We start from the raw sequence: 6,005 nt of genomic DNA on the forward strand, positions 1-6,005 counted from the left end.
AAATCGCACAAAAACCCCCGCAATGACGGGGGTTTTTTTCAGGTATAAACAGATTGCAGATCACTATGATGCCAAAAAATAACGAAAACGACATTGAACAGCTGCGCGCCACACTGCGCCATCATGAATACTGTTATCACGTGCTGGATAACCCGGAAGTGCCGGATGCGGAATATGATCGCCTGATGCAGCGTCTGAAAGCGCTGGAAGCGGAGCATCCGGAACTTATCACACCGGATTCCCCGACACAGCGGGTCGGGGCATCACCGCTGAGTGCATTTGAACAGGTGCGCCATGAGATTCCGATGCTGTCACTCGATAACGTGTTTGATGAGGAGAGCTATCTTGCCTTTGACAAACGTGTACGTGACCGTCTGAAAGACACGCAGGATCTGACATTCTGCTGTGAGTTAAAACTCGACGGCCTGGCGGTCAGTCTGCTGTATGAAAACGGCAGTCTGGTGCAGGCAGCCACCCGGGGGGACGGTACCACCGGGGAAAACATTACCGCCAATGTGCGGACCATCCGCGCTATTCCGCTGAAACTGCGCGGGGAAAATATCCCGCAGCGTATTGAGATCCGCGGCGAAGTCTTTATGCCGCAGAGAGGCTTTGAAGCCATGAATGAGGAAGCGCGCCGCACCGGGGGCAAGGTGTTTGCCAACCCGCGTAACGCCGCAGCCGGTTCATTGCGCCAGCTGGATCCGGCGGTGACAGCCAAACGCCCGCTGACTTTCTTCTGTTACGGCGTGGGCGTGCTGGAAGGCGGCACACTGCCGGGCAGTCACTATGATCGCCTGCAGCAATTTAAAGCCTGGGGCTTACCGGTCAGTGATCGTGTGATGCGCTGCACCGGCAGTCAGGCGGTGCTGGATTTCTATCACAAGGTGGAAGAGAGCCGTCCGGTGCTGGGTTTTGATATTGACGGCGTGGTGATTAAAGTGGATTCCATTGCACTCCAGGAGGCGCTGGGCTTTGTGTCCCGCGCCCCGCGCTGGGCGACTGCCTTTAAATTCCCGGCCCAGGAACAGATGACCGTTGTCCGTGATGTGGAATTCCAGGTCGGCCGTACCGGTGCGATTACCCCGGTTGCCCGTCTGGAGCCGGTGCTGGTGGCCGGTGTGACGGTCAGTAATGCCACACTGCATAATGCGGATGAAATCAGCCGTCTCGGTCTGAAAATCGGCGATACCGTGGTTATCCGCCGTGCCGGGGATGTGATCCCGCAGGTGGTGGGTGTGGTGGAATCAGAGCGTCCGGCGGATGCGCGGGATATTGAATTTCCGCTCAGTTGCCCGGTGTGCGGGTCAGATATTGAGCGGGTGGAAGGCGAGGCGGTTGCCCGCTGTACCGGCGGTCTGATTTGCGGGGCACAGCGCAAAGAAGCACTCAAACATTTTGTGTCCCGCCGTGCCATGGATGTGGACGGGCTGGGGGATAAAATTATCGACCAGCTGGTGGATGCGGAGTATGTGAAGACCCCGGCGGATCTGTGGCGTCTGACCCCCGGTAAGCTGACCGGGCTGGATCGCATGGGACCGAAATCCGCACAGAAACTGACTGACGCGCTGGCTGCATCAAAACAGACCACGTTTGCCCGTTTCCTTTACGCGCTGGGGATCCGCGAAGTCGGCGAAGCCACGGCGGCCAATCTGGCAGAACATTTCGGAACCCTGGATGCCTTACAGCAGGCGGATACAGAAGCACTGAAAGCCGTTCCTGATGTCGGGGAGGTTGTCGCGAAGCATGTGGTCAATTTCTTCCGCGAGCAGCACAACCGCGAGGTTATCACTGATCTGACCGGAGATGTCGGTATCAGCTGGCCGGATGTGGTGGCGGTAGATGCATCGGTACTGGATAACCCGTTTGCCGGTAAAGTGGTTGTGCTGACCGGCTCACTGCAGATCCTGACCCGTGATGAGGCGAAAGATCGTCTGACGGCTCTGGGGGCGAAAGTCACCGGCAGTGTCTCGAAGAAAACCGATCTGGTGGTTGCCGGGGAAGCTGCAGGCTCCAAGCTGGCCAAAGCGGAAGAGCTGGGTATTAAAGTGATCAATGAAGATGAGTTTATTGCACTGCTGAACTGACAGACAGGCTGAAAAACGGTCTTCCGCAGAAGACCGTTTCAGTCACATCAGGAGAGATGATGGAGAAAGAAGATTTAGTGGCAGTCGCTAACACTGCTATGCCATTTGGTAAATACAAAGGTTGCCGTTTAATTGACCTTCCCGAGGAATACCTGCTCTGGTTTGCCCGTAAAGACAGTTTCCCGGAAGGGCGCCTGGGGCAGCTGATGCAACTCACCCTTGCGATTAAAACCGAAGGTTTAAGTGGCCTGATAAAACCGCTTAAACGTCCCGCTCACTGATCCCGGGTCAGTGCATCGATGACTTTCCGGCTCAGTATACGAAACTGGCGCTGTTCATCGTCATCCAGACTTGCAAATACTTTTTCTGCATTGCGGGTGCGTCCTGTTGCCGCGCGGGACAGAAACTCTTCACCTTCCGGTGTCAGCTGGGTCACCAGTTCCCGTTTATCGGTCTCCGACTGATACTGGGAAACAAACTGGTGTTTTTTCAGCGCCCGTAATGATTTCGAGACATTCTGGCGCGAAATCCCGAGTTTCTGGCTTAAATCCGACGGGGTTAAATCCCCCTGAAGGCGCAACATTTCCATTACGTCATACTGTGCCCACGTCACCTTTTCAGGTGAGCAGATGGTCCGTTGCGCTACCAATGTGCACTGTAACAATGACAGTGTATTTTCCAGTTCCTTGAATGACATATCACCTCCCTTTTATCCTCACCCTTAGTTTAGCCGAAAGGCAAAATCAGGAAAAGAAAGTTGATTAACAAAAGTTAATCAATTAAGCTTTTAGTTAACCAAAGTTAATTAAAAGGTGATGCTATGACAGACTTTCAACAGAAGATTATCCTGGTTACCGGTGCATCAACCGGGGTAGGTGAAGGAATTGCCCGTGAATTACTTAAAAGAGGGGCTAAAATTGCGATTACCGGGCGAAATCCGGAACATCTGCAAAAGGCAATAAATGAGTGGGATCCTACGGGAGATAGCGTGCTGGCAATAGAAGCAGATGTACGTAAACTGAGCGACTGTAAGCGGATGGTGAGCACAGTGTCAGATAAATTCGGTGCTTTACACGGATTGGTAAACAATGCAGGGATCACCGGGCCGCATGGTGTGAAGATTGAGGATTACGATTTTGAGGCCTGGCAGGATGTGATGGCTACGGATGTGACCGGCACATTTCTCGGGATGAAATTCGCTATTCCTGCCATTATCAAAAGCGGCGGCGGGGCAGTGGTGAATTTATCAGCCTGTAACGGAGTCACCGGTATTGCGGGGATTGCACCTTATACCGCTGCCAAGCACGCAGTACTCGGGCTGACCCGCGCGGCGGCACTGGAATATGCAGAACAGGGCGTGCGGATTAATGCGGTCGGCCCCGGCTATGTGGCGACACCAAATATTCTGGCGTTACCGCAGGATGTACAGGCAATGATGGCGGAGAGTCACCCGATGAAACGGATGGCAACACGGGAAGAGGTGGCAAAAATGGTCGCGTTTCTGTTATCAGATGACAGTCGTTTTTGTACCGGCGGTTTTTATCCGGTGGATGGCGGGTATACCGCGCAATGACAAGAAAGCAGAAACGAAAAACCCCGGTCAGAGACCAGGGTTTAAATTTGGTGGAGCTAAGGGGGATCGAACCCCTGACCTCTTGCATGCCATGCAAGCGCTCTCCCAGCTGAGCTATAGCCCCGGAAAACCGGATGTCACGGTATTTATCAGTCACCAAAGATTTGGTGGAGCTAAGGGGGATCGAACCCCTGACCTCTTGCATGCCATGCAAGCGCTCTCCCAGCTGAGCTATAGCCCCGGAAAACCGGATGTCACGGTATTTATCAGTCACCAAAGATTTGGTGGAGCTAAGGGGGATCGAACCCCTGACCTCTTGCATGCCATGCAAGCGCTCTCCCAGCTGAGCTATAGCCCCGATAAAATCGACCGGACGCGCAGCATAATAGGCAAGGTTCCCTGAGCTGTCAACGGCTTAATATGAAATTCGTGTGCGACCGATGAAAAAGCCGTCAATTCAGTAAAATGACAAAAAAATACCCGGCACAGGGCCGGGTATCAGGTCGTTGACAATGATTACTGTGCTTCGCGCTCAGCAATAAAGGCCAGCGCCATATCGATACGTGCCAGAGAGCGGGACTGACCAATCGCATGTACGGTCACATCCAGACCCGGAGACTGACCGGCACCGGTCACAGCAACACGTAACGGCATACCGACTTTACCCATCCCGATTTCCAGTTCATCAGCCGTTGCCTGAATGGCTTCGTGTACGGCTTCCGGTGTCCAGGTGGTCAGTGCAGCCAGTTTGGCTTTAACCACTTCCAGCGGCTGACGGGCAACCGGGCGCAGATGTTTTTTCGCGGCATCGGCATCGAAGCTGTCAAAGTCTTCATAGAAGTAACGGCAGGTTTCCGCCATTTCTTTCAGTGTTTTGCAGCGTTCGCCCAGCAGGCGGACCAGGTCTGCCAGTTCAGGGCCGTTGCGGGTATCAATCCCGGCGTTCTCAATATGCCATTGCAGGTACACAGCCACTTCTTCCGCAGGCATGCTGTTAATGTAGTGGTGGTTGAGCCACTGTAATTTCTCAGTATTGAATGCACTGGCGGATTTGCTGACGGCTTCCAGGGTGAACAGCTCCGTCATTTCCTCAATGCTGAAGATTTCCTGATCGCCGTGAGACCAGCCCAGACGCACCAGGTAGTTCAGCAGTGCCTGCGGCAGATAGCCGTCATCGCGGTACTGCATCACACCCACTGCACCATGGCGTTTGGATAATTTCTTGCCGTCATCACCGTTGATCATGGAGACGTGGGCATATTCCGGTACCGGCGCACCGAGAGCTTTCAGGATGTTGATCTGGCGCGGTGTGTTGTTGATATGGTCTTCACCACGGATAACATGGGTGATTTCCATATCCCAGTCATCGACAACCACACAGAAGTTATAGGTCGGGGAACCATCAGTACGGCGGATGATTAAGTCATCCAGTTCCTGGTTGCTGAATTCGATCGGCCCGCGGATTTTGTCATCAAAAATAACAGATCCTTCCTGCGGGTTACGGAAACGCACCACATGCGGCTCATCCGCGGTATGGTTATGAGCGTGATCACGGCAGCAACCGTCATAACGCGGTTTCTCATTATTTGCCATCTGTTTTTCACGCAGGGCTTCCAGGCGCTCTTTGGAGCAATAGCAGCGGTAAGCCGTACCGTTTTCAATCATGGTGTCGATCACCTGATTGTAGCGGTCAAAGCGTTTGGTCTGGTAGTACGGACCTTCATCCCAGCCGAGATTCAGCCAGTTCATCCCGTCCATAATGGCGTCGATAGCTTCCTGAGTTGAGCGTTCAAGATCGGTATCTTCTATACGCAGGACAAATTCACCGTGGTTGTGACGGCTGTACAGCCAGGAGTACAGAGCGGTACGTGCGCCGCCCACATGCAGGTAGCCGGTAGGGCTGGGTGCGAAACGGGTTTTTACTTTACTCATTGGAATGCCTTTCATAACGTCTGCGCCAGACGTAGTGGATGAAGAAATACGATGCGGGATATTTTAGCACTGAGACATAATTCCTCAATGAAAAGGGGGAAAGAAGGCCGAAAAAGTCATTTTTCCCGTGTTAAATGGAAAAATACATGACAAAACAGGACGTTTTTGCAGCACTGAATCTGACGGCGATCACGATTTATCCGATTTCTGCTTACATACTGCGCGCGGGTGGTGATAATCAGAACAGGGTGACTAAAATTACAACGAACGATCATTTTCTTTCGAAAAAGCGTTGACTCAAACGCGCAGATCCCTATAATGCACCTCCATCACGACGGGCGATTAGCTCAGTTGGTAGAGCATCTCCCTTACAAGGAGGGGGTCACTGGTTCGAGCCCGGTATCGCCCACCAT

6 protein-coding genes and 4 tRNA genes are annotated in these 6,005 nt (G+C 53.1%); 5 read left to right on the top strand and 5 right to left on the bottom strand.

The window, feature by feature from the left end; translation table 11 throughout:
• Positions 1–68 precede the first annotated feature (68 nt).
• Entirely contained in the window at positions 69–2,087 is a 2,019-nt protein-coding gene (gene ligA, locus GN208_RS12380; protein ID WP_048884245.1) for an NAD-dependent DNA ligase LigA, read from the top strand.
• Positions 2,088–2,146: 59 nt separating this feature from the next.
• Positions 2,147–2,368 carry a DUF3820 family protein gene (locus GN208_RS12385; protein ID WP_004240260.1) on the top strand — a complete coding sequence of 74 codons (222 nt, stop codon included), beginning with the start codon at positions 2,147–2,149 and terminating at the stop codon, positions 2,366–2,368.
• Here the strand turns inward: GN208_RS12385 and GN208_RS12390 are convergent.
• Positions 2,362–2,784, bottom strand: coding sequence for a MarR family transcriptional regulator (locus GN208_RS12390; RefSeq protein WP_015422864.1), 423 nt, complete (start codon positions 2,782–2,784; stop codon positions 2,362–2,364). The two genes, GN208_RS12385 and GN208_RS12390, sit on opposite strands and share 7 nt — an antisense overlap.
• Before the next feature lie 123 nt (positions 2,785–2,907).
• Between GN208_RS12390 and GN208_RS12395 the strand changes: the two genes are divergently transcribed.
• Positions 2,908–3,660, top strand: a complete 753-nt coding sequence (locus tag GN208_RS12395; protein WP_004904001.1) for an SDR family NAD(P)-dependent oxidoreductase — start codon at positions 2,908–2,910, stop codon at positions 3,658–3,660.
• Positions 3,661–3,708: 48 nt separating this feature from the next.
• Here the strand turns inward: GN208_RS12395 and GN208_RS12400 are convergent.
• From GN208_RS12400 to gltX, 4 genes are all read right to left on the bottom strand, one after another.
• Positions 3,709–3,784 (bottom strand) — tRNA-Ala (locus tag GN208_RS12400).
• A 41-nt stretch (positions 3,785–3,825) separates the two neighbouring features.
• Positions 3,826–3,901, bottom strand: a tRNA-Ala gene (locus tag GN208_RS12405).
• A gap of 41 nt (positions 3,902–3,942) precedes the next feature.
• Positions 3,943–4,018: transfer RNA gene (locus tag GN208_RS12410), tRNA-Ala, on the bottom strand.
• Positions 4,019–4,176: 158 nt separating this feature from the next.
• On the bottom strand, positions 4,177–5,592 hold the full coding sequence (gene gltX, locus GN208_RS12415; protein WP_004240265.1) for a glutamate--tRNA ligase: 1,416 nt from the start codon (positions 5,590–5,592) through the stop codon (positions 4,177–4,179).
• Between the two features lie 146 nt (positions 5,593–5,738).
• On the opposite strand from gltX, the gene GN208_RS12420 reads away from it, so the two are divergent.
• Together GN208_RS12420 and GN208_RS12425 are read left to right on the top strand one after the other, a co-directional pair.
• Entirely contained in the window at positions 5,739–5,888 is a 150-nt protein-coding gene (locus GN208_RS12420; protein ID WP_155275760.1) for a hypothetical protein, read from the top strand.
• Between the two features lie 40 nt (positions 5,889–5,928).
• A tRNA-Val gene (locus GN208_RS12425) sits at positions 5,929–6,004 on the top strand.
• The last annotated feature ends 1 nt before the right edge of the window (position 6,005 follow it).

The organism is Morganella sp. HSTU-ASny43 (genome assembly GCF_022819185.1).
In the GTDB taxonomy this organism is placed as follows: Bacteria; Pseudomonadota; Gammaproteobacteria; order Enterobacterales; family Enterobacteriaceae; genus Morganella; species Morganella morganii.

Excerpts from the sequence above, each read along its gene's own strand:
- ligA (WP_048884245.1), top strand. The coding sequence starts at position 69 with ATGCCAAAAAATAACGAAAACGACATTGAACAGCTGCGCGCCACACTG.
- GN208_RS12385 (WP_004240260.1), top strand. The coding sequence starts at position 2,147 with ATGGAGAAAGAAGATTTAGTGGCAGTCGCTAACACTGCTATGCCATTT.
- GN208_RS12390 (WP_015422864.1), bottom strand. The coding sequence starts at position 2,784 with ATGTCATTCAAGGAACTGGAAAATACACTGTCATTGTTACAGTGCACA.
- GN208_RS12395 (WP_004904001.1), top strand. The coding sequence starts at position 2,908 with ATGACAGACTTTCAACAGAAGATTATCCTGGTTACCGGTGCATCAACC.
- gltX (WP_004240265.1), bottom strand. The coding sequence starts at position 5,592 with ATGAGTAAAGTAAAAACCCGTTTCGCACCCAGCCCTACCGGCTACCTG.
- GN208_RS12420 (WP_155275760.1), top strand. The coding sequence starts at position 5,739 with ATGACAAAACAGGACGTTTTTGCAGCACTGAATCTGACGGCGATCACG.